This is a genomic window from Rhizobium sp. NXC24 (assembly GCF_002944315.1).
In the GTDB taxonomy this organism is placed as follows: Bacteria; Pseudomonadota; Alphaproteobacteria; order Rhizobiales; family Rhizobiaceae; genus Rhizobium.
Genome location: NZ_CP024311.1, coordinates 570,341 through 589,481, shown reverse-complemented (window position 1 = coordinate 589,481; position 19,141 = coordinate 570,341). Strand labels below are relative to the sequence as shown.

Below are 19,141 nucleotides of genomic sequence, written 5' to 3'. Positions count from 1 at the left end.
GACGGGCTGATTGGACATGGATCATCGAGAGCATAGCGCAAGGGTTCTGCCTTTCGACGTGACGCACCGGCTGGTGCTGTCCATCGCCGTTCCGATGACGCTCGGCTTCATGACGACACCGTTGCTGGGTCTTGCAGATACCGCCGTCGTCGGGCATCTCGGCCAACCGGAAGCGCTGGCGGGGCTGGCGATCGGCGCGGTGCTCTTCGACCTCATCTTCGCAAGCTTCAACTTCCTGCGCTCTTCGACCACCGGCCTGACGGCGCAAGCCTATGGCCGCCACGACCGGCATGAGCAGCAGGCGGTGTTTTGGCGGGCACTGCTCTCGGCGCTCGGATGCGGTCTGCTGCTCCTCCTAATGTCGCCCCTATTGCTCTGGCTCGGCATCAAGCTGATGGGGCCTGAAGGCGGTATCGCCGACGCGACACGCACCTATTTCTCGATCCGCATGCTGTCCGGCCCGGCCGCACTTGCGAACTACGCCATCCTCGGCTTCGTGCTCGGGCGGGGTCAGGGCCGCATCGGGCTTTTGCTGCAGACCTTGATTAACGGCGTCAACATCATCCTTGCCATCCTGCTCGGCCTATGGCTTGGCTGGGGTGTCGCGGGTGTCGCCTGGGGCACTTTGATCGGCGAGGCTGTCGGCGCGCTCACGGGCCTTGCCATCGTGCTGCGCAGCTTTGCCGGTGAAGCGCGGCCCGCCCGGGCCGAGCTTCTGTCACGCGCCAAACTCACGCAGCTTTTTGCGCTCAACCGCGACATTCTCATCCGTACCTTCGTGCTGATCGGCGCTTTCACGCTGATGACCCGCATCGGCAACACGTTCGGCGCGGTGACGCTTGCCGCAAACGCCGTGCTGATGAACTTCTTTCTGCTTTCCGGCTATTACCTCGACGGGCTGGCGAACGCCGCCGAGCAGATCACCGGCCGTTCGATCGGTGCCAACTATCGTCCGGCCTTCGAGCGCGGGCTGAAGTTGACCGGGCTTTGGTCCTTCGGGCTGGCACTTGCCGCCGCCGTGTTCTTCTTCGCCGTCGGCCCGGCGCTGATCCGCATGCTGACGACCTCGCAGGAAGTTCGGGCCGCTGCTGAAACCTACCTGCCCTGGGCCGCCGTCACCGGGCTCACCGGCGCGCTCGCTTTTCTGATGGACGGCGTCTTCATCGGTGCCACCTGGTCACGCGACATGCGCAACCGCATGCTGATGTCGTTTGCCGGCTACCTTTTGGCACTTGCGGTCTTCGTGCCGACGCTCGGCAATCACGGCCTATGGCTGGCCATGAACGCCTTCCTGCTGTTCCGCGGCATTTTCCTCGTCATGGGGCTGAAAAAGCGCGCCGATCAGACGTTTCGGCTGGCCCAATGATCGAGCTTGCTGTCGCGCAGCTCGCGGATTGAGCCGGCACGCTCGCGGTCGAGCAGCTTCGACAGGCCGGTCACGATACGGCCCGGCAGGCCGGGGCCTTCATAGACCATGCAGGAGTAGAGCTGCACGAGATCGGCACCGGCCTTGATCTTCTCCAATGCCGTCTCTGCCGATGACACGCCGCCGACGCCGATAATCGGCAGGGCTGCGCCGACGCGGCGGCGCATCTTTGCCAGCACGACCGTCGATTTTTCGAAGAGCGGCTTGCCGGAGAGACCGCCGGCTTCCTTTGCCTGGACCTGATCCTTCAAGCCGTCGCGCGAAAGCGTGGTGTTGGAGACAATCAGCCCGTCCAGCGCATGCGCCAAAACTTCGGCGGCGATGTCGTCCATGCCCTCTTCGGTCAAATCCGGTGCGATCTTTAGGAAGACCGGGATTTTTTTGCCTGCCTTTGCCGCCTCTTCGTCGCGGGCCGCGAGGACCGCCGACAACAGCGCGGACAGGCTTTCACGCGCCTGCAGGTCGCGCAGGCCTGGCGTGTTCGGCGAGGAGATGTTGGCGGTGAAATAGCGCGCCACGGAATAGAAACGGCGGATGCCGGCGACGTAATCGGCGATGCGGTCGGCGCTATCCTTGTTGGCGCCGATGTTGACGCCGATGATGCCCTTGCCGCGGATCGGCTGCAGACGCCGGAACGCCGCCTCGTGGCCTTCATTGTTGAAGCCGAGGCGGTTGATGACACCTTCATCCTCGACCAGGCGGAAGATGCGTGGACGCGGATTGCCGGATTGCGGTTTCGGAGTCACCGTGCCGATCTCGGTAAAACCGAAGCCGAGCTTCAACAGAGCCTCGGGCACCTCGGCGTTTTTGTCATAGCCGGCAGCCATGCCGAGCGGATTGGCAAAATCCAGTCCGGCCACGGTCTGGCGCAGGCGCGGGTCGCTACCGGTCCGGCAGGCCGGAACAAGCCCGGATCTCAGCGCGGCGATCGACATTCCATGCGCTGTCTCCGGATCGAACATGAACAGACCGCGCCGGCCGAGATCGCGGAAGGCGCCGATCATTCCGGCATCTCCGGAAAGACATGCGCGCCGTCGGGGCCGAGCAATAGAGGCTTTTCCCAGAGCACGGTCGAAAGCTGGAGCGGCGCGTAGAGATGCGGGAAAAGATCGCCGCCGCGCGAGGGCTCGAATACCAGCTTGTCACCGAGCGCGTCGCCGTCGATCGCCACCAGCAGCAGGCCCTCCTGGCCGGCAAAATACCGCGCAGCCGTTTCCTTTGCCTGCGTCGCCGTCGACAAATGGATGAAATTGTCGGTCAGATCGATCGATGCGCCATTAAAAACGCCGGTTTGTCTGGCTTGCTGCCAGAGCGTATCCGGCACGATCTTGTAAACCACTGGCATCGCGGTCATCATCCTTACATGACTTTTGTCCTTGATAGGGCTTTGCACGAAAACCGTTGCCGATGTCCACGGGGAAAAGTGCAGATGGATGCACAGTAAAGCAGAAAATCCGGAGGATGACATGACGAAGGAAACGATATCGGGCCTTGCGGCCCTCATCCTGCCTGCCGCTCTTCTTCTCGCGACGCCCGGCCATGCCGCGGAGCCGGACCCGGCGCGCTTCCAGCTCGAGCGCAGCGGCGATCATTTCGTCCGTCTGGACAAGCAGACGGGCGCCATGTCGATCTGCGATGATCAGAACGGCAATCTGGTCTGCCGCATGGCTGCCGATGAGCGCGCAGCCTATGAAAACGAACTCGACCGCCTCTCAGATCGCGTCTCGAAGCTGGAAAAGACAGTGGCCGCAAGCAGTGGATCGAACCTGCCGAGTGACGCCGAGATCGATCGAACCCTCGGCATCATGCAGAAATTCATGCGCGGCTTCATGGGGATGGCGAAAGAATTCCAGAAGGAGGCGCCCGACACCCAGGCGCAACCGCAAAAGACCTGAAGCCACTGGAATCAAAAGCGAAAGCAGGGGGATAAAGGACCTTATTCCTACGCTCCGCTTTACTCGTAAAAAAGCCTCGGTTAACCTTTCTTTTAGGGCCAAACGCCGGACAATCCGGCTTCCGAGTGCTGAACGGCGATGCTGTCACATGAGCAGATATGGAGTGCAATCGACAGGCTTGCCGAACGGCATGCCCTCACGGCATCAGGTCTTGCCCGGCGCGCTGGCCTCGACCCCACTTCGTTTAACAAGTCAAAGCGGTTGAGCCAGGATGGGCGCCTGCGCTGGCCGTCGACTGAATCGATCGCCAAGGTTCTGGACGCAACCGGGGCCAGCATCGAGCAGTTTCTCGGCTTCATGCGGTCGGCGGATGGCGCCAGCGGCACATTCGATCGCTCCTTCCCAATGCCGGCAAGCTCCATACCGCTGCTCGGCTTTGCCCAAGCCGGTTCCGGCGGCTTTTTCGATGACGGCGGCTTTCCGGTTGGCCAGGGATGGGACATGGTGGAATTTCCGGTGCCGCCGGGGCAAAAGGGAGGCGTCTACGCGCTGGAAGTGCAGGGCGAGAGCATGCTGCCGCTCTATCGCGATGGCGACATACTGATCGTTGAGCCGGGCGCGCAGATCAGGCGCAATGATCGCGTCGTGGTCAAGACCCGCGAGGGCGAAGTCATGGCCAAGGTGCTACTGCGACAAACCGCGCGGTCGATCGAACTGCTGTCGCTCAACCCGGAACATCCGAATCGAAGCTTCGATCTTGCGGATGTCGAATGGATTGCGCGGATCATTTGGGCCAGCCAATAGGAAAGTTTTCTCGTGATGCGTCGTGATATTTGGCTTGCAAGCGTCGTAGGCGTGGTCCTCGGTTCGTGGCTGACGCTGATTGCCGTGCAGGTTGAGGAGCATGGCTCTGGCTTGTCGACCAAAGCCAAAGCGGAAAGCGCACCTGCCGTGAGCACGCCGGCGCCGACGGAAATGGCAAAGGCCGCCGTCCCGGCAACAACCGCTTCGGCCCAGCAACCTGCCGATACGAGCGCCGTACAATCTGCCGCCGTTGCCGCGGCGGCGGACAACAGCCATCAACCGCCTATAACTCCGACGTCGACACTGGAAGAGACGGCGAAAGCTCTTGTCGCCGACAGCGCGGCTCAAATTGACAAAGGCAGCTCCACCGCAGCCGTGCAGCCGGCAATTTTGCCGGAAAGCAGCGCGTCCACCGAGTTGGCGCAGCGAAAGACGACGCCGGCAAATTCGAACGAGACGCAACTGGCGCAGGCAACTCCGGCGGCCTCCGACCAGACCGATATAGGCCAGACGCCGGCAAACCAGATGCCGGCCGATCAGGTGGACAGGGAGCGGGAGGCCGCGGCCCACCGGACCGTGCCCGCAGAACCGCCATCTCAGCAAGCGTCGCCCGACGGTGATCAAAAGCCCAGCGAGCAGGCAAAGCCGGTGGAACTGGTGCGGCCGTTTTCAGACCGCGCCGGCATACTGACCATTGGCGGCAAGAGCGTGCAGCTTCCCGGCATCATTCCGACCGATGTCGACCGGATGTGCACCGGGCCGAGCGGCAAGAGTTGGCCCTGCGGGGCGGCGGCGCGTACGGCCTTCCGCATGTATCTGCGTGGCCGCACCGTCGACTGCGACCTGCCGAGCCCAACCTGGCAGGGTACGGTGATCGGCGCCTGCCGATATGTTCGCGTCGATCTCAGCGAATGGCTGGTACGGTTCGGCTGGGCCGAGCCGGAGGCCGGATCGCCGCTGGTCGCCCTTGCCGAACAGGCAAAGCAGCAGAAGCGCGGCATCTACGGCGACGATCCGCGCGTCGGCGGAAAATCAACGCTCGGGCCGGCGCCTGCCAAGGAAAACCCACTTAATCCAATCTGACATCACAATCTGACGCCGCGCTTCCGACACGAGCCCTTGTCATGAGAGGCGCGACTTTCTAGTCTGCTGCCAAATTGAAGGATTTTGATCTGCCATGAACAAGCCGCTTTCCGCCCACGAAGCCCTGATCTACGTCATGGTGATAGCATCCGCCGTCGATCGGACGATGAACGACAAGGAATTGGGGCGGATCGGCGAGCTGATCCACGCGCTCCCGGTTTTCGACGGTTTCGATGACGAGCGGCTGATCTCCGTTTCGCGCGATTGCGCCAAGCTTCTCGCAGGCAGCGAAGGGCTCGATATCGTGCTGGAGACGGTGCGCGACACCCTGCCGGCGCGGCTCTATGACACCGCCTACGCGCTTGCCGTCGAGGTCGCTTCTGCCGATTTCTCGGTCAAGGCGGAGGAGCTGCGCCTGCTCAGCCTGCTGCGCGACCGTCTTGGTCTCGACAAGCTCACCTGCGCCGCCATTGAGCGCAGCGCCATTGCCCGCTACCGCAAGGGCTGAGAAGCGTCCTCAATAGAGGCCGTAGGGAAAATAGCGCAGGTAGATTTCCTGGAGCCGGCCATCGCGTGACAGTGTTGCCAGCGCATGGTTGATCGCGGCCGTTAGATCGGCGTCCTGCTGGCGCAACATGATGGTCATGCCCTCGCCAAGGAATTGCTGCGAGAGATAGGGTCCGTCGAACAGCGCGCAGCATTTTTCGGCCGATGACGACGATACCCAGAAGGATAGTTGCAACCCATCGGCAAAGGCGGCGTCCACCTTGCCGTCCTTCACTGCCGCCAGGAGCGCGTCCTTGTCGTCGAAGGGCACTTGCTTGATGGCGGGGAAAAAGGCGGCGAGCATCGCCTCATGCGCCGTGCCCTTGACCACACCCACCGGATGACCGGTAAGGGCGGCGGCCGTCGTGCCGTCGATCGACGCTTTGAGATTGCGGACGAAACGGGCAGGCAACATCAGAAAAGGACGCGAAAAGGCAAAGCTCTTGCGCAGCTCGGACGTCACCGCGACGCCGGCGATCACCGCATCCCCTTGCGAGGCGGCGAGCGCACTCTGCAATTCATCGAAGGGCAGCGCCTGGATCTGACATTTGTCCGATATGCCGAGCTCGTCGCAGATCTCGCGGGCAAGATCGACATGAAAGCCGGCGAGCTTTCCATTCTGATCGGCGAAATTGAAGGGCGGGAAGTCGACGGAGGTCAGGAAACGCAGCCTGACCAGCGACGAAAGGTCCGGCTTCGGCAGCCGCTCGCGCGAATCGAATAAGATCGGCAGGCCGGACGGCGGCGCCTCTTGGGCCGCCAGAGGCATGGTGCAGGACGCGGGGATCAGCGCCGCGCATACCAAAAGCCTTGCCAAGGATCCCAACGCCGAAGGGCAAACACGCATGATGATCCAGCCTCCGGTCGGTTCGCGGTTTCCGATTTCGAAATCGGTGTAACAGAGTCGTGCCGAAGGGAGAATATACCGCCCTGCCCGTCCGTCGCAACGATCCCTTCAGGCAAAGCCGCCGATGCAATCGCATCGCAGTATTGCGATACTTGGAAAAGCGTGGATACACCGCAGAATCCGGCCTTGAAGATATCTGCGTTAGCGGTCGATTAAGCTCTATCGATTCTATTTGGCACCGACGACGTCGGCTCCGGAAGCCGATTGCATGACGCAGGTCGTCCGAACCTTGCTTGCCAAGGTATCTCATAAAATTCGGCTTCACTTGCGTGCACCAGGCAGCAAGCGCGATGTCCTTCGTTTCTCCAGGGAAAGCGGATCATTGCGCGCTGCCGTCCGGTGCGGCGCGATATCCCTCGGACGGATCGTCATGTTCAGGAACCTGAAAATCAAAACCAAGATGCTCGCCGTGATCCTGTTTTTCGGGATCATCTCCTTCGCCGGCCTGCTCTTCATCGTCAGCGAATTCCGCAAGGCGGATCAGGTCTACAGCGCCTTCCTCGACAACGAGGCGGTTGCGGCGACCCAAGGCACGCGCTCCAGCACTTCCGTTCTGGCCTCCGTGCTGCAGGCAAGCATGATGCTGAATTTCGACCCCGACAGCGACGCCTTCAAGACGGTTGCCGCCGGCAAAAGCCGCTTTGGCGAGGCCAAGGACCGATTGAAGCAGGCCGAAAATCAGGTCCCTGCGCAAAAAGCACAGATGGATCAGATCCTCGCCGGCATAGACGAGCTGGAAGCGCTGACGAACAAGGTGATCGACCAGCGCAAGAGCGGCGACGTCAAGGGCGCGAATGCGAATATGGCCGCCATCAGCGACAAGCTGACCGCGCTCGTCGTCAAGATGCAGGCCAATAACAATGAGTTGACCGACCGGATGAATGATGGCGGCGATGCCGTGTCCGCCCACGTCAATACCACGATCAACTACACGCTCGGCATTCTCGGCACTCTGACGCTTCTGGCCATGATCCTCGGCGTCTATGTCGCGCAGACTGGCATTGCGACGCCGCTGACGCGCCTGCATCGCCGCATGGTGACGCTTGCCAGCGGTGATACGGCGAGCGAGATCGAAGGTCTCGACCGTCGCGACGAAATCGGTCAAATGGCCTCGGCAGTTTCCGTTTTCCGCGACAACGCCATCGAACGCGCCCGGCTGGAAGCGCAAGCCGAAGTCGACCGTAATCTCAGCGACAGCGAGCACGCCGAACGTGAAGCGCGGCAGGCGACCGAAGCCGCGCATCTGCAGCAGGCAGTGCAGGCGCTCGGCGACGGTCTGAAGCGCTTAGCGCAAGGTGATCTCGTCACCCACATCAACACGCAGTTCGTCGCCCATCTCGATCAGCTACGGCAGGATTTCAACCATTCGCTCATCAAGCTGAACGAGGCCATGCAGGCGGTGGGTGCCAATGCACGCGCCATCAACGCCGGCGCCAATGAAATCCGCGGCTCCGCCGACGAGCTTTCCAAGCGCACGGAACAACAGGCCGCCGCCGTCGAAGAAACGGCGGCCGCCCTCGAGCAGATCACCACTACCGTCAAGGACGCCGCCAAGCGGGCGGAGGAAGCAAGCCAGCTTGTCGCCCACACCCGCTCCGGCGCCGAACGGTCCGGCGAGATCGTCCGCAACGCCGTCAGCGCCATGCAGCAGATCGAGAAATCCTCGTCTGAGATCGGCAACATCATCGGCGTGATCGACGACATTGCCTTCCAGACCAATCTTCTCGCTCTGAACGCCGGCGTCGAAGCCGCTCGCGCCGGTGAAGCCGGCAAGGGCTTTGCGGTCGTCGCCCAGGAAGTGCGCGAACTGGCGCAGCGCTCGGCCAATGCCGCCAAGGAGATCAAATCGCTGATCACCGCATCCAGCACGCATGTGCAGACCGGCGTCAATCTCGTCGACGAGACCGGCAAGGCGCTCGACGTCATCGTCTCGGAAGTGCAGGAGATCAACCGGCATGTGCACGCGATCGCAGAGGCCTCGCGCGAACAATCGGCCGGCCTGCAGGAGATCAACACCGCCGTCAACGCCATGGATCACGGCACGCAGCAGAACGCCGCCATGGTTGAGGAAAGCACCGCCGCCAGCCATAGCCTGGCAACAGAAGCCGCCTCGCTGACGGCCCTGCTCGGCCAGTTCCGCATGACCGGAACCGAAGGCAACTATGTTGCTGCCGCGGCCCCCTCGAACCACACGCCGCGCGCCGTCACCCGCCCCGCGCCGCGGCCGGCGATTGCTCCGGTTCGCGCCGTCGAGGGGACGAAGGCACGCCCGGCACCCTCCCCTGCCCGCGCGCTCGGCCAAAAACTGATGAGCGCCTTCGGCAGCGGCAGCCAGACGGTGGCGGCTCCCACAAAGGACGCGGACTGGACGGAATTCTGAGCCCGCAACGCTGCTTGACGCAATAACGCGACACGAAAACAGGCGGGATGCTTCATCGCATCCCGCCTGTTTGTTTGAGGGAGCCTATCGGTCCGCTTTTCTTTTGGAGAGAGAAAACCGTTCGAAATCCGCGTGTCTGACGCTGTCGGATTCGCCCCGGCGCCTGATCAGCTTCGCGGGAGCGCCGACATAGACGCCATAGGGTATGGTTCTGCCCTTGACGACGGAATTGGCGCCGATGACGCAACCTTTGGATATATAAGAACCGCCGAGAATTTTCGCCCCGGCGCCGATCCAGACATCGTCTTCGATGACGACGGGCTTCTTGGTGACGCCCTGCATGCGAATGGGCTGTGTGGGATCATCGAAATTGTGGTCGAACGACACCACCATGGCATGGGCGGCGATCCGCACGTCGTTGCCGATCGTGATGCCGCCGCGTCCCAGCAGAATTGTGTAGTCGTTGAGGGAGACATTCCGGCCGATATCGATGCTGCCGCGTTGGGCATCGATAACGATCCCCCTGCGCAGAAAGGCCTTTGGCCCGATGCTGACGCTGCCATCCTTCCAGATGATCGTCGCGCTGCGCGGCACTTTCGTGCGGCGGGAAATCCTCAATGCACCGCGCGCGAAGATCGCCCTCAATCTGTAAAGCAGCGCAACATTGAGCATCGGCATCCCTTCCAGTCGAGGGATGATTTTTGGCAGGAATATCTGGCATTAACCTGAATGAAGATGGGTATTGTTGTGGCGATGACGCCGGCGCCAGCCGTCGTCGAAAATCAGGCTTGTGCGCCCATCGCGTTCGGACCGGACAGGCAAGTGCGTAGGCGCTCGGTAAGGCCGTCTATAAATAGCTGTTTATGAAGGAAGAACTGGAGCGGGTGAAGGGAATCGAACCCTCGTATTCAGCTTGGGAAGCTGCTGCTCTACCATTGAGCTACACCCGCCTGACATTCAGAGATGTCCAACAGTTGGCGGCCTCTGTCAAGGCCGCCAAATAGGCGATCACAGCCGGAAGTGCTTCGACAGCTTGAGGCCCTGCGCCTGATAGTTGGAGCCGAGGCCGGAGCCGTAGAGGCTGGAGGGTTGTTCCAGCATGTGCTCGTAGACCAGGCGGCCGACGATCTGGCTGTCTTCGAGGATGAAGGGAACTTCGTGGCTGCGGACTTCCAGCACGGCGCGGCTGCCGCGGCCGCCGGCGGGGGCGTGGCCGAAGCCGGGGTCGAAAAAGCCGGCGTAATGAACGCGGAATTCGCCGACCAGGGGATCGAAGGGCGTCATTTCGGCGGCATAATGCGGCGGCACATGAACGGCTTCACGCGAGACGAGGATATAGAACTCGTCCGGATCGAGGATCAGTTCGGTGCGGCCGCGGCTATAGAGCGGCTCCCAGAAATCGAAAATATCGTGCTGCGCCTTCTTGTCGACATCGACGACCGCCGTATGGTGCTTGCCGCGATAACCGATCAGGCCTTCCTTGTCGCCGGCCAGATCGATCGAGAGCGCTATGCCACCGCCGGTGACGTTCGGCTTCTTGCTGGCGACCAGCGTCTCGCTCTCGTGCAGCGCCAGCAATTCCGGCTCGGAGAGCATGGCCTGGCCGACGCGGAAGCGGATCTGCGACAGGCGCGAGCCGCGACGAACGACGATCGGGAAGGTGCGCGGGCTGATTTCGAGATAAAGAGGACCGGAATAGCCGGCCGGGATCTTGTCGAACTCCTGGGCGCGGTCGGTGATGACGCGGGTGAAGATGTCGAGACGGCCGGTCGAGCTTTTCGGATTGGCGGAGGCGGACATGTCGGCCGGCAGGTCGAGCCGCTCCATCAGCGGCACGATGTAGACACAGCCGGTTTCCAATACCGCGCCTTCCGAGAGATCGACGACATGCAGCTTCAGCCGGTCGAGCTTGTCGGCGACAAGATGCGACGGGCCGGGCATGAAGCTGGCGCGGACACGGAAAGCATGGGCACTGAGCCTCAGGTCAAGGCTCGCCGGCTGGATCTGATCGACATCCAGTTCCTTTTCGCTCGTCAGCCGCCCCGCTTCGAAGAGCGCCGCAATTGCGCGATCGGCCAAAATTCCAGTAGTGCGAGCCATCATGCCTCTTCCATAATTTGCCGCAGACAAAACCAAACTCAGGGAATTGACGCAAGCGGTCAACGGCAGTATTGCAACTTATCCCGTGGTGATTTGGCCGGTCGGCTTGCAGCCACGTTAAACAAGTGGCTAAAAGGACCGGGGTTAAACCGGTCTGCTTTCGCGACCGGTTTTTTTGTTTTGAAAGTGGTGATGGCATGAGCAAGACTTGGCGCCCCGCAACCCAGCTCGTTCACGGCGGAACTCTCCGTTCGCAATTCGGCGAGACCTCCGAAGCAATCTATCTGACCCAGGGCTTCGTCTACGACACCTCGGAAGCCGCAGAAGCCCGCTTCAAGGGCGAGACGGATGGCTTCATCTACGCCCGCTACGGCAGCCCCACCAACGACATGTTCGAGAAGCGCATGTGCGCTCTCGAAGGCGCTGAAGATGCCCGCGCCACCGCTTCCGGCATGGCCGCCGTTTCTGCCGCCATTCTCTGCCAGTTGAAGGCCGGCGATCATATCGTCGCAGCCCGTGCCCTCTTCGGCTCCTGCCGCTGGGTGGTCGAGACGCTGGCGCCGAAATATGGCATCGAATGCACGCTGGTCGATGGCCGCTTCATCGAGAACTGGGAAAAGGCCATCCGACCGAATACCAAGGTGTTCTTCCTGGAAAGCCCGACCAACCCGACGCTGGAAGTCGTGGATATCGCCGCCGTCGCCAAGCTCGCCAACCAGATCGACGCCAAGGTCGTGGTCGACAACGTCTTCGCAACGCCGCTGTTCCAGAAGCCTCTGGAGCTCGGTGCGCACATCGTCGTCTATTCCGCGACCAAACACATCGACGGCCAGGGCCGCTCGCTCGGCGGCGTCATCCTCTCCGACAAGCAGTGGATCGACGAAAACCTGCACGATTATTTCCGCCACACCGGTCCGGCCATGTCGCCGTTCACTGCCTGGACGCTGCTGAAGGGCATCGAAACGCTCCCGCTGCGCGTCAAGCAGCAGACGCAGAATGCCGCCAAGGTCGCCGACTTCCTCGCAGAACAGAGCAAGGTCGGCAAGGTGATCTATCCCGGCCGCAAGGACCATCCGCAGGCAGACATCATCGCCAAGCAGATGACCGGCGGCTCGACGCTGGTGGCCTTCGAGCTGAAGGGCGGCAAGGAAGCGGCCTTCAAGCTGCAGAACGCACTGGAGATCGTCAAAATTTCCAACAATCTCGGCGACTCCAAGAGCCTGATCACCCATCCCGCTACCACGACGCACAAGAACCTCACCGACGAGGCCCGTGCCGAACTCGGCATTTCGCCGGGAACGGTGCGCTTTTCCGCGGGGATCGAGGACAGCGAAGATCTGGTCGAGGATTTCGCCCGCGCTCTGGCACAAGTTTCCGCCTGACTATATCTACCCAAACCCGCCCGAATATTGTTCGGGCGGGCTTACACGTCTCGAAAACGAACCGTGCGCCTATACTTTCGACCGCCGACAATTAACCTTTAGAGTTATTCCTAACATCTGAAAATCCGAATGGTTTAATCCGTCAAAGGCGTTTTCACCAATCCATTCCTTGACGGAACAGGTCGCTTTATAGGATACCCCTAAGTATCCCGCTTTCCGTGGGATCATAGAAAGCGGATAAGGTGCCCTAGACTTAAATGCTGGAGCGTCCTTTGTGCGTTCGTTTGAGCGCGCGACGTTTCGGAGTAGTGACCAAGGTGTCAGGCATGTATCGCGCACTAACACACGACATCGAAGTTGTTGTCGAACCCTTTTATCTGGAGGAGCAATCCGATCCGGAAGACGATCGTTACGTCTGGGGTTACCGCATCATCATTTCCAACCACTCGACCGTCACCGTGCGGCTGGTGACGCGCTATTGGCACATCACCGATCAGAACGGCATGGTGGATGAGGTGACCGGGCCGGGCGTCGTGGGCGAGCAGCCCAGGCTGCGGCCCGGCGATACCTATGAATATTCCTCAGGCTGCCCGCTCGACACGCCATCGGGCATGATGTTCGGCCACTATCAGATGGAGACGGATGACGGGAAGCTGTTTCACGTCAAGATCCCCGCCTTCTCGCTGGATACGCCCAACCTGCTGCGGACGCTGAACTGAAGCTCGCTGGAGCGGTCGGCCTTTCACGGCATCGCCTCACCGCTCCATCTTTGCTCTTCGCACTTTCCTGAGATTGCTCAGGCGGCCGTCACCTCGGACACCTCGAAGCGATAGGTCGTCGAGCAGAACTCGCAGGTGACGGCGATTTCGCCGTTCTCCTGGCTCGCTTCGACCTCCTCGGCGGAGAACCCCCGCAACACACCCTTCAGCTTATCGCGCGAACAGGTGCAGCGGTCAAAAACCGCCTTGGGCTCATAAACGCGCACGCCGCGCTCATGGAAGAGGCGGAATAGCAAACGCTCGGTACCGACCTGCGGATCGGTCAATTCGTCGGCGTCGATCGTCTCGACCAGTGAGCGGGCTTCCGCCCAGGCGTCATCCTCGACGTGTGCGCGCAGGCTGGTGTCGCCGTCGCCGCCGTGGAAGTCCGGCTGGCGCATGCGCTCCGGAGCTTCCGGCAGGAACTGCGCTACAAGGCCGCCTGCCCGCCAGCGATGGCGCGGCTTGCCGGCCTCATCGCGATCGAACAATTCGGCGGCCCCGAGGCGGACACGCGTCGGGATCTGTTCCGACTGGCGGAAATAGGTGCCGGCGATCTCCTCGAGCGACGCGCCGTCAAGCGCTACGATCCCCTGATAGGGCTGACTGAAGCGACCCTGATCGATGGTGAAGGCGAGGACGCCCTTGCCGAGCAATTGTTCCGGTTCGGTCTTGCCGGCAGCCACGGCCTTGGCCAGCGCCTCGTCATCGAAACGGGCATAGGCGCGGACGTTCTCCGGCGTCGAGAAATCGGCGACCAGAAGGTCGACCGGCCCGTCGCTCTTCGTCTGCACGGTGAACTTGCCCTCGAACTTCAGTGACGTGCCGAGCAGCACGGTCAGCACCACCGCCTCGGCCAGCAGCCGGGCAACCGGGGCCGGATAGCTGTGCCGGGCGAGAATTGCGTCCAACAGCGGCCCAAGCTGCACGGCGCGGCCGCGGACATCAAGACCCTCTACCTGGAAGGGAACGACATGATCGTCGCCGGCAAAATCGAATTGACCCAGCGAGGCTGCACTTTCCGCCATTGCTCTACTCCTACTGCGCCCGCGACATCAAACGCGGTTCTATATCCTCAGATCGCGCCCAGGCACCAAGCAAGAATCGACTTTTGCGCATGAAGGCGGTTTTCCGCCTCATCGAAAACAACGGATTGCGGACCGTCGATCACCTCGTCCGTCACTTCCTCCCCGCGATGGGCGGGCAGGCAATGCATGAACAACGCGTCCTTGCCGGCCTGTGCCATCAAAGCCGCATTGACCTGATAGGGCTGGAAGACGTTGTGACCGCGGGCCCGGTGCTCCTGATTCATGGAAACCCAGGTATCGGTTACCACACAATCGGCGCCGGCGACCGCACGGTCGGCATCATGCGAGAGCATGATTTCGGCGCCCTCGTTGCGGGCCCAGTTCAGATAGTGATCCTTCGGCTCGGAACCAAGGGGTACGGCCATGTTCATGCGATAGCCGAAACGGGCGGCCCCTTCGACCAGCGAATGCAGCACGTTGTTGCCGTCGCCGGTCCAGGCGATGGTCTTGCCCTTGATCGGACCGCGATGCTCCTCGAAGGTCATGATGTCGGCCATGATCTGGCAGGGATGCGTGTCGTCGGTGAGAGCGTTGATGACCGGCACGGTCGCGTGCTGGGCGAGTTCCAACAGGCGCGAATGTTCGGTCGTACGGATCATGATGGCGTCGACATAGCGCGACAGCACCTTTGCCGTATCGCCGATCGTCTCGGCGCGGCCAAGCTGCATTTCCGTGCCGGACAGGAACAGCGTCTCGCCGCCGAGCTGGCGCATGCCGACATCGAAGGAGACGCGGGTGCGGGTGGATGGCTTCTCGAAGATCATCGCCAGCATCTTGCCGGCGAGCGGCTTATCGGCCGCACCCGCCTTCAGCGCCTGCTTTCGCACGATGGCATCGTCGATGATGCTGCGCAGATCGGCAGCCGCGACGGCCGAGAGATCGAGAAAGTGTTTCGGTGAAGCCATGTCCCTACCTGTACTCCAAAAATGATAACGCCCGCCGTGGGGCGCGCATAACCCCTTAAATCGGAGCCGATTTAAGGAAAGGCTTATGCGCCACTCTAAGTGTTACTGCGTCCTTTGCGCGTCCTTCGGACGCGCGGCGCAGTAATACGCCCCTACCGGCGGGCGCTGAACTCAAGCCGACTTCTTGACGCGGGCGGCACGCAGGCTTTCGGCGGCACGTTCGATGCGGGCAATGCCTTCGCGCGCCTCCTCGGCCGTGACCACCAGCGGCGGCAGCAGACGGATGACGTTGTCGCCGGCCGGCACACCCAGCAGATGTTCGGCGCGGATCGCCTGCAACAGGTCCGCCTGGGGAATGGCCGCCTTGATGCCAAGCAACAACCCTTCGCCGCGGACATCTTCGATAATATCCGGAAAACGATCCTTGAGCGAGGCCAAGCCCTGGCGGAACACCAACGCAACATCGCGCACATGCTGCAGGAAACCGTCTGATAGCACGACATCGAGCACGGCGTTGCCGACCGCCATGGCGAGCGGATTGCCGCCATAGGTCGAGCCATGCGTGCCCGCCTTCATGCCTGCGGCCGCTTCCGCGGTCGCAAGGCAGGCACCGAGCGGAAAGCCACCGCCGATGCCCTTGGCGACGGCCATGATGTCAGGCGTGATGCCGGCCCATTCATGGGCAAAGAGCTTGCCGGTGCGTCCGACGCCGGTCTGAACCTCGTCGAGGACCAGAAGCAGGCCATTCTCATCGCAAATCTGACGCAGGCCGCGCAGGAACTCGTTGGTCGCAGGGCGGATACCGCCCTCGCCCTGCACGGGCTCGATCAGGATCGCGGCCGTCGCATCGGTGATGGCGGCACGCACCGCGTCGAGATCGCCGAAAGGCACCTGGTCGAAGCCGGGCGCCTTCGGGCCGAAACCTTCGAGATACTTTTCCTGGCCTCCAGCGGCGATCGTCGCGATCGTGCGGCCATGGAAGGCGCCTTCGAAGGTGATGATATGGAATTTCTCCGGATGACCCTTGTAGAACTGGTAGCGACGCGCCGTCTTGATGGCGCATTCCAGCGCCTCCGCACCGGAATTGGTGAAGAATACCTTATCGGCGAAGGTGGCCTCCGTCAGGCGCTTCGACAACTTCTCCTGGCCTGGCACCTCATAGAGGTTGGACAGGTGCCAGACCTTGTCGGCCTGCGACTTCAGCTCTGCAACCAGATGTGGATGGGCGTGGCCAAGCGAATTCACCGCGACGCCCGCGGCGAAATCGAGATAACGCTCGCCGGTCTCCGTGATCAGCCACACGCCCTCGCCTCGCTCGAACCGCAGCGGAGCACGCATATAGGTGTCATAAAGCGGCGCGGTTTCAGCCATGGCGCATTCTCCTCAATCACAACCTTTAGGGCCAATCGTTTCCTTCGAATGAAACGGGCCCGGAAAAATCAAAAATGCCGCCTTGCGGCGGCATGGGCACTATTGATGTTTTGCACTGCGATGTCAACAAAACTGGCGATTTAGCAGGTGCGGCAGAGCACCTCTCGATGGATGGCATGTCTTCGACAACTTATATTGCATAAATGCCACTCACGTATAGCAAGTTGGGGAAAACCTCGAAATCGATTCCTCAAGATTCCCGCGACTCTTGTCACGGAGTCAGCCTCACACTAGGTTAAAAACCAATTACTAGACTGCATGCGGCGGAACTAGTCACCACAATTTTAAAGCGTTTCACGCCTCGACCCAATTCGAGGCAATGGTGAGGGATTCTGCCATCAGAAACGCGATAGCGGAGACAGGGCATGAATTGGACAGACGAACGCGTCGAGAAGCTGAAAAAGCTGTGGTCCGAAGGTTTGAGCGCCAGCCAGATCGCGGCACAGCTCGGTGGTGTCAGCCGTAATGCCGTCATCGGCAAAGTGCATCGCTTGAGCCTGCCGGGCCGAGCGAAGGCCGGTGGTGCGGCAACCACAGCTCGAGCGCCGAAGCGCAATACCTCGGCCCCACGCGCGCCGAATTACGCCTCGCGCGTTGCAACCCGCACGGTTACCCGCCAGCAGGGTGCGACGATGCTCAAGGAAGAGGTCGAGATCGATACGGTCAGCGAAGTCGAATATCGTCCGGCCGCCAATGTGGTCGTTCCGATCTCGCGCCGCCTCGGCCTGACGGAGCTCACGGAGCGCACCTGCAAGTGGCCGGTCGGCGACCCGCTGAAGGAAGATTTTCACTTCTGCGGCAATGACAGCCCGGACTCTTCGCCGTACTGCACCTACCATCAGCGGCTGGCTTACCAGCCGGTGCATGACCGGCGCCGGGCCGCGCACTGAACCACACCAGACAAAGGAAAAACGGGCCGAAAGGCCCGTTTTCTGTTTCCGCCGCTATGTTGGATGGCCAATCGGGTTGCCCCGATCAGGCCTCCCCCATCAGGCCTCCATGGAATAACCCGCGCCGCGAACGGTGCGGATGACGTCCTGCATGTTGGAGAAATTCAGCGCCTTGCGCAGGCGGCCGACATGCACGTCGACGGTGCGTTCGTCGACATAGATATCATGCCCCCACACGCCGTCGAGCAACTGAGACCGAGAGAAGACGCGGCCGGGGGACGACATCAGGAATTCCAGAAGGCGGAATTCCGTCGGCCCCAACCGCACTTCACGGCTCTTTCGGTGGACGCGATGGGTTTCGCGGTCCAGTTCGATATCGCCGCAGCGCAGTACCGTGGACAGGACCTCCGGGCGGGCTCGGCGCAACATCGCCTTGACGCGGGCCATCAGTTCCGGCGTCGAGAACGGCTTGACGACATAGTCGTCCGCGCCGGTGGAAAGGCCGCGCACGCGCTCGCTTTCCTCGCCGCGAGCGGTGAGCATGATGATCGGCAGGCGCTCCGTCTCCGGCCGCATGCGCAGCCGACGGCAGAGCTCGATGCCGGACACGCCGGGGAGCATCCAATCGAGGATCAGAAGATCGGGGATGCGCTCCTGGAGGCGCAGCTCAGCTTCGTCGCCTCTCAGGATAGTGTCGACCTCGAAGCCCTCGGCCTCGAGGTTATAGCGCAGCAGAACGCTTAGCGCTTCCTCGTCTTCTACAACAGCAACTCTCGGAACCATGCGCCTCTGGTCTCCTTCTCTTGGTGTCTACTTTATTCCGTTACCGAACCGACGGTGTTGGCGGTATCGTCCTTCGGGCGCTCGCCTTCGGGCTGGGCACCGGTCGCCATGTAATAGATCGTCTCGGCGATGTTCGTGGCATGGTCGCCGATGCGCTCGATGTTCTTGGCGCAGAAAAGAAGATGCGTGCAGGTGGTGATGTTGCGCGGATCCTCCATCATGTAGGTCAGCATCTCGCGGAAGAGCGAGGTGTACATGGCGTCGATTTCCTCGTCGCGTTCGCGGATCGACACGGCCTTGTCAGGTAAACGGGTCGAGTAGACGTCGAGCACTTCCTTGAGCTGGACGAGCGCCAGTTCGGAGAGGTGTTCGATGCCGCGGGCGAGACGACGCGGAACGCCGGTGCCCTGCACGGCGATGACGCGCTTTGCGGTGTTCTTGCCGAGATCGCCGACGCGCTCCAGATCGGCGGCGATGCGGATGGAGCCCATGATTTCACGCAGGTCCGCAGCCATCGGCTGACGGCGGGCGATGGTGACGATCGCCTTGTCGCCGACTTCGCGCTCGGCGTGGTCGAGAATGACGTCATCGGAGATGACCTTCTGCGCAAGGCTGGCATCGCCGTTTACCAGGGCGCGGACGCTGTCGCTGACCATCTGCTCCGCCAGGCCGCCCATTTCGGAAATGCGGCGCGTCAGGAACTTCAGGTCTTCGTCGTAAGCGGAGAGAATGTGTGTTGAGACCATTTTTTTATCCTCTAGGT

General features: G+C 61.7%; 19 protein-coding genes, 1 tRNA gene and 1 riboswitch. Of the genes, 9 read left to right on the top strand and 11 right to left on the bottom strand.

Features of this window, described 5'->3' with window-relative positions; genetic code table 11:
- The first annotated feature begins 16 nt into the window (after window positions 1-16).
- Window positions 17-1,366 (top strand): MATE family efflux transporter, encoded by a 1,350-nt coding sequence (locus tag NXC24_RS02940; RefSeq protein ID WP_104821937.1) that lies wholly within the window; start codon window positions 17-19, stop codon window positions 1,364-1,366.
- Here NXC24_RS02940 and NXC24_RS02935 read toward each other — a convergent pair.
- Both NXC24_RS02935 and NXC24_RS02930 read right to left on the bottom strand, forming a co-directional pair.
- Window positions 1,342-2,430 (bottom strand): quinone-dependent dihydroorotate dehydrogenase, encoded by a 1,089-nt coding sequence (locus tag NXC24_RS02935; RefSeq protein ID WP_104821936.1) that lies wholly within the window; start codon window positions 2,428-2,430, stop codon window positions 1,342-1,344. The two genes, NXC24_RS02940 and NXC24_RS02935, sit on opposite strands and share 25 nt — an antisense overlap.
- Entirely contained in the window at window positions 2,427-2,783 is a 357-nt protein-coding gene (locus tag NXC24_RS02930; protein ID WP_104821935.1) for a DUF952 domain-containing protein, read from the bottom strand. The genes NXC24_RS02935 and NXC24_RS02930 overlap by 4 nt, the downstream gene beginning before the upstream one ends.
- A 109-nt stretch (window positions 2,784-2,892) precedes the next feature.
- On the opposite strand from NXC24_RS02930, the gene NXC24_RS02925 reads away from it, so the two are divergent.
- The 4 genes from NXC24_RS02925 (at window position 2,893) to NXC24_RS02910 (ending at window position 5,716) form a co-directional block, all read left to right on the top strand.
- Window positions 2,893-3,321: a hypothetical protein gene (locus NXC24_RS02925; RefSeq protein ID WP_104824975.1), complete on the top strand. Its 429-nt coding sequence runs from the start codon at window positions 2,893-2,895 to the stop codon at window positions 3,319-3,321.
- A gap of 138 nt (window positions 3,322-3,459) precedes the next feature.
- The gene (locus NXC24_RS02920) at window positions 3,460-4,125 is read left to right on the top strand and encodes a helix-turn-helix transcriptional regulator (protein ID WP_104821934.1); all 666 of its coding nucleotides are present in this window, start codon (window positions 3,460-3,462) and stop codon (window positions 4,123-4,125) included.
- A gap of 15 nt (window positions 4,126-4,140) precedes the next feature.
- Window positions 4,141-5,208 (top strand): thermonuclease family protein, encoded by a 1,068-nt coding sequence (locus NXC24_RS02915; protein WP_104821933.1) that lies wholly within the window; start codon window positions 4,141-4,143, stop codon window positions 5,206-5,208.
- Window positions 5,209-5,302: 94 nt separating this feature from the next.
- Entirely contained in the window at window positions 5,303-5,716 is a 414-nt protein-coding gene (locus NXC24_RS02910) for a tellurite resistance TerB family protein (protein WP_104821932.1), read from the top strand.
- A 9-nt stretch (window positions 5,717-5,725) separates the two neighbouring features.
- Here NXC24_RS02910 and NXC24_RS02905 read toward each other — a convergent pair whose 3' ends face one another.
- Window positions 5,726-6,523 (bottom strand): transporter substrate-binding domain-containing protein, encoded by a 798-nt coding sequence (locus tag NXC24_RS02905; RefSeq protein ID WP_245463966.1) that lies wholly within the window; start codon window positions 6,521-6,523, stop codon window positions 5,726-5,728.
- A gap of 508 nt (window positions 6,524-7,031) precedes the next feature.
- Here NXC24_RS02905 and NXC24_RS02900 point away from each other — a divergent pair.
- Window positions 7,032-9,041 carry a methyl-accepting chemotaxis protein gene (locus tag NXC24_RS02900; RefSeq protein ID WP_104824974.1) on the top strand — a complete coding sequence of 670 codons (2,010 nt, stop codon included), beginning with the start codon at window positions 7,032-7,034 and terminating at the stop codon, window positions 9,039-9,041.
- A gap of 84 nt (window positions 9,042-9,125) precedes the next feature.
- Here the strand turns inward: NXC24_RS02900 and NXC24_RS02895 are convergent, their stop codons facing one another.
- From NXC24_RS02895 to NXC24_RS02885, 3 genes are all read right to left on the bottom strand, one after another.
- Complete coding sequence (locus NXC24_RS02895) at window positions 9,126-9,713, bottom strand: acyltransferase (RefSeq protein WP_104824973.1); 588 nt, start codon at window positions 9,711-9,713, stop codon at window positions 9,126-9,128.
- A gap of 204 nt (window positions 9,714-9,917) precedes the next feature.
- Window positions 9,918-9,991, bottom strand: a tRNA-Gly gene (locus NXC24_RS02890).
- 58 nt (window positions 9,992-10,049) lie between these two features.
- A complete protein-coding gene (locus NXC24_RS02885) occupies window positions 10,050-11,144 on the bottom strand; it encodes a 2'-deoxycytidine 5'-triphosphate deaminase (protein ID WP_199773514.1) in 1,095 nt (364 codons plus the stop codon).
- Between the two features lie 72 nt (window positions 11,145-11,216).
- A riboswitch (SAM riboswitch) is annotated at window positions 11,217-11,295 on the top strand.
- Window positions 11,296-11,338: 43 nt separating this feature from the next.
- Here NXC24_RS02885 and NXC24_RS02880 point away from each other — a divergent pair.
- Both NXC24_RS02880 and apaG read left to right on the top strand, forming a co-directional pair.
- Window positions 11,339-12,523 (top strand): O-succinylhomoserine sulfhydrylase, encoded by a 1,185-nt coding sequence (locus NXC24_RS02880; RefSeq protein ID WP_104821930.1) that lies wholly within the window; start codon window positions 11,339-11,341, stop codon window positions 12,521-12,523.
- Between the two features lie 326 nt (window positions 12,524-12,849).
- Window positions 12,850-13,242, top strand: a complete 393-nt coding sequence (gene apaG, locus NXC24_RS02875; RefSeq protein WP_104821929.1) for a Co2+/Mg2+ efflux protein ApaG — start codon at window positions 12,850-12,852, stop codon at window positions 13,240-13,242.
- Between the two features lie 77 nt (window positions 13,243-13,319).
- Here apaG and NXC24_RS02870 read toward each other — a convergent pair whose 3' ends face one another.
- The 3 genes from NXC24_RS02870 to NXC24_RS02860 form a co-directional block, all read right to left on the bottom strand.
- On the bottom strand, window positions 13,320-14,309 hold the full coding sequence (locus tag NXC24_RS02870; RefSeq protein WP_104821928.1) for an Hsp33 family molecular chaperone: 990 nt from the start codon (window positions 14,307-14,309) through the stop codon (window positions 13,320-13,322).
- 47 nt (window positions 14,310-14,356) lie between these two features.
- Window positions 14,357-15,274, bottom strand: coding sequence for an ornithine carbamoyltransferase (gene argF / locus NXC24_RS02865; protein WP_104821927.1), 918 nt, complete (start codon window positions 15,272-15,274; stop codon window positions 14,357-14,359).
- 171 nt (window positions 15,275-15,445) lie between these two features.
- Window positions 15,446-16,645, bottom strand: coding sequence for an aspartate aminotransferase family protein (locus tag NXC24_RS02860; protein ID WP_104821926.1), 1,200 nt, complete (start codon window positions 16,643-16,645; stop codon window positions 15,446-15,448).
- Between the two features lie 425 nt (window positions 16,646-17,070).
- On the opposite strand from NXC24_RS02860, the gene NXC24_RS02855 reads away from it, so the two are divergent.
- Window positions 17,071-17,595, top strand: coding sequence for a GcrA family cell cycle regulator (locus NXC24_RS02855; RefSeq protein WP_104821925.1), 525 nt, complete (start codon window positions 17,071-17,073; stop codon window positions 17,593-17,595).
- 99 nt (window positions 17,596-17,694) lie between these two features.
- Here NXC24_RS02855 and phoB read toward each other — a convergent pair whose 3' ends face one another.
- On the bottom strand, window positions 17,695-18,378 hold the full coding sequence (gene phoB, locus NXC24_RS02850) for a phosphate regulon transcriptional regulator PhoB (protein WP_004128368.1): 684 nt from the start codon (window positions 18,376-18,378) through the stop codon (window positions 17,695-17,697).
- A 32-nt stretch (window positions 18,379-18,410) separates the two neighbouring features.
- Window positions 18,411-19,124 (bottom strand): phosphate signaling complex protein PhoU, encoded by a 714-nt coding sequence (gene phoU, locus NXC24_RS02845; protein ID WP_104821924.1) that lies wholly within the window; start codon window positions 19,122-19,124, stop codon window positions 18,411-18,413.
- Window positions 19,125-19,141 lie beyond the last annotated feature (17 nt).

Bases quoted from the DNA above. Each gene is read 5' to 3' on its own strand.
- NXC24_RS02940 (WP_104821937.1), top strand. From the start codon at position 17: ATGGATCATCGAGAGCATAGCGCAAGGGTTCTGCCTTTCGACGTGACG.
- NXC24_RS02935 (WP_104821936.1), bottom strand. From the start codon at position 2,430: ATGATCGGCGCCTTCCGCGATCTCGGCCGGCGCGGTCTGTTCATGTTC.
- NXC24_RS02930 (WP_104821935.1), bottom strand. From the start codon at position 2,783: ATGATGACCGCGATGCCAGTGGTTTACAAGATCGTGCCGGATACGCTC.
- NXC24_RS02925 (WP_104824975.1), top strand. From the start codon at position 2,893: ATGACGAAGGAAACGATATCGGGCCTTGCGGCCCTCATCCTGCCTGCC.
- NXC24_RS02920 (WP_104821934.1), top strand. From the start codon at position 3,460: ATGCTGTCACATGAGCAGATATGGAGTGCAATCGACAGGCTTGCCGAA.
- NXC24_RS02915 (WP_104821933.1), top strand. From the start codon at position 4,141: ATGCGTCGTGATATTTGGCTTGCAAGCGTCGTAGGCGTGGTCCTCGGT.
- NXC24_RS02910 (WP_104821932.1), top strand. From the start codon at position 5,303: ATGAACAAGCCGCTTTCCGCCCACGAAGCCCTGATCTACGTCATGGTG.
- NXC24_RS02905 (WP_245463966.1), bottom strand. From the start codon at position 6,523: ATGCCTCTGGCGGCCCAAGAGGCGCCGCCGTCCGGCCTGCCGATCTTA.
- NXC24_RS02900 (WP_104824974.1), top strand. From the start codon at position 7,032: ATGTTCAGGAACCTGAAAATCAAAACCAAGATGCTCGCCGTGATCCTG.
- NXC24_RS02895 (WP_104824973.1), bottom strand. From the start codon at position 9,713: ATGCTCAATGTTGCGCTGCTTTACAGATTGAGGGCGATCTTCGCGCGC.
- NXC24_RS02885 (WP_199773514.1), bottom strand. From the start codon at position 11,144: ATGATGGCTCGCACTACTGGAATTTTGGCCGATCGCGCAATTGCGGCG.
- NXC24_RS02880 (WP_104821930.1), top strand. From the start codon at position 11,339: ATGAGCAAGACTTGGCGCCCCGCAACCCAGCTCGTTCACGGCGGAACT.
- apaG (WP_104821929.1), top strand. From the start codon at position 12,850: ATGTATCGCGCACTAACACACGACATCGAAGTTGTTGTCGAACCCTTT.
- NXC24_RS02870 (WP_104821928.1), bottom strand. From the start codon at position 14,309: ATGGCGGAAAGTGCAGCCTCGCTGGGTCAATTCGATTTTGCCGGCGAC.
- argF (WP_104821927.1), bottom strand. From the start codon at position 15,274: ATGGCTTCACCGAAACACTTTCTCGATCTCTCGGCCGTCGCGGCTGCC.
- NXC24_RS02860 (WP_104821926.1), bottom strand. From the start codon at position 16,645: ATGGCTGAAACCGCGCCGCTTTATGACACCTATATGCGTGCTCCGCTG.
- NXC24_RS02855 (WP_104821925.1), top strand. From the start codon at position 17,071: ATGAATTGGACAGACGAACGCGTCGAGAAGCTGAAAAAGCTGTGGTCC.
- phoB (WP_004128368.1), bottom strand. From the start codon at position 18,378: ATGGTTCCGAGAGTTGCTGTTGTAGAAGACGAGGAAGCGCTAAGCGTT.
- phoU (WP_104821924.1), bottom strand. From the start codon at position 19,124: ATGGTCTCAACACACATTCTCTCCGCTTACGACGAAGACCTGAAGTTC.